Genomic DNA, 1,362 nt, shown 5'->3' with positions numbered 1-1,362 from the left:
TGAAGTGACCCCGTAAAGTTGGACATTTCTGTTAAGCGGCTTTCAAGGCCTGAGTTCGATATTCTATCGGAGTCAGGCCTTTTAGTTTCACTTTTATACGTTTGGTATTGTAGTACTCGATGTATTCTTTAATTTGCTCTATCAGAGCATCTGCATCTTCAAAGCTTTGGTTGTGATACATCTCTGTTTTGAGTAAAGCAAAAAAGTTTTCAGCAACCGCATTATCCAAGCAGTTACCTTTTCTCGACATGCTTTGTGTTAACCCACTCTCCGCTACCTTTTTCTGATACTGTCGATGACGATATTGCCAACCTTGATCGCTATGTATAATTGGCTTTGAGTTGGGTTTGAGCTTTGATATGGCTTCCGTTAGCATATCCGTGACAAGCGGCAAGCAGGCATTTTTGGCCACTCTATAAGCCACTACCTCCTGAGTAAACAAGTCGACCACGGGAGACAAGTATACTTTCTGCTCTTTGACTTTGAACTCCGTGACATCAGTTACCCACTTTTCATCGGGTTGAGTCGCACTAAAATCTCTTTCAAGCAGGTTAGGAGCAGCTGTTCCAGACTCTCCTCGGTATGAACGATACTTTTTAATCCTGACCGTCGATTTAAGGTTGAGCTGAGCCATAAGCCTTTGAACCGTTTTGTGATTAAGCACGAACCCCTGATTTTTTAGTTCCAAGTGAATACGGCGGTAGCCGTATCGACCCTTATGTTCATGATAAATTGACTTTATCAACCGCAGCTCACGTTCGTAGCTATTTGGGCGCTTGTTTGTTTGAGCTTGATAATAAAAGACACTTTTTGCCAGCTGTAGAGTCTGCAGTAAGTGCTTCAGCGGGTACTTGCCTTTAAGAGTTAGAGCTATGACCGCTTTTTCTTTGTTCGACGGTTTTTTTCCTGCTCCAACTCTTCCAACTTTTTTAGAACGGCATTCTCGGTTCGTAAGTAGACCAACTCCTCTTTTAGCTCCTCAAGTGTCATTTCATTATCAGGCTTAGTGGTACGTTGAGGTTGCTGTTTCATTGAGGGTCTTCCTTTCTGGCGCATTTTGAGCCCCTTGATACCGAGCTCATTAAATCTTTTGAGCCAGACAGAGAGTATCCCAGGGGATGAGAGGTTTAATACAGCGCTAGTGTGCGTGAGAGACCATTCATTCGTCCACATTAAATTCAATGCTTTTCGTTTTGTTTGAGCAGTCGCGGCATGCTTAGTTGGTAAAAATGAATCAGTACCATGGATGGCAAAGACTTGAGCCCAATACCGTATCTGCCTTGAAGAAATTGAATATTGTTTTGCTAAATAGAGAGATGACGTGCCATCTAAGTATTGCTTAGCAATGATACATTTTAGCTC

Annotated in this window: 2 protein-coding genes; both read right to left on the bottom strand. The window is 42.5% G+C overall.

The genetic code is table 11. The annotated features are described in order from the left end of the window. Window positions 1–31: 31 nt before the first annotated feature. Window positions 32–874, bottom strand: a complete 843-nt coding sequence (locus AB6F11_RS21645) for an IS3 family transposase (protein ID WP_106427183.1) — start codon at window positions 872–874, stop codon at window positions 32–34. Continuing rightward, window positions 871–1,362 (bottom strand): helix-turn-helix domain-containing protein (locus AB6F11_RS21640; RefSeq protein ID WP_102394650.1); only part of this gene is annotated, 492 nt, incomplete at its 5' end. The genes AB6F11_RS21645 and AB6F11_RS21640, both read right to left, overlap by 4 nt.

Source organism: Vibrio sp. 10N.247.311.14, from assembly GCF_041467715.1.
GTDB lineage: Bacteria > Pseudomonadota > Gammaproteobacteria > Enterobacterales > Vibrionaceae > Vibrio > Vibrio crassostreae_C.
The sequence above is the reverse complement of the archived record's forward strand: the minus strand, read 5'-3'. Positions and strand labels throughout refer to the sequence as shown.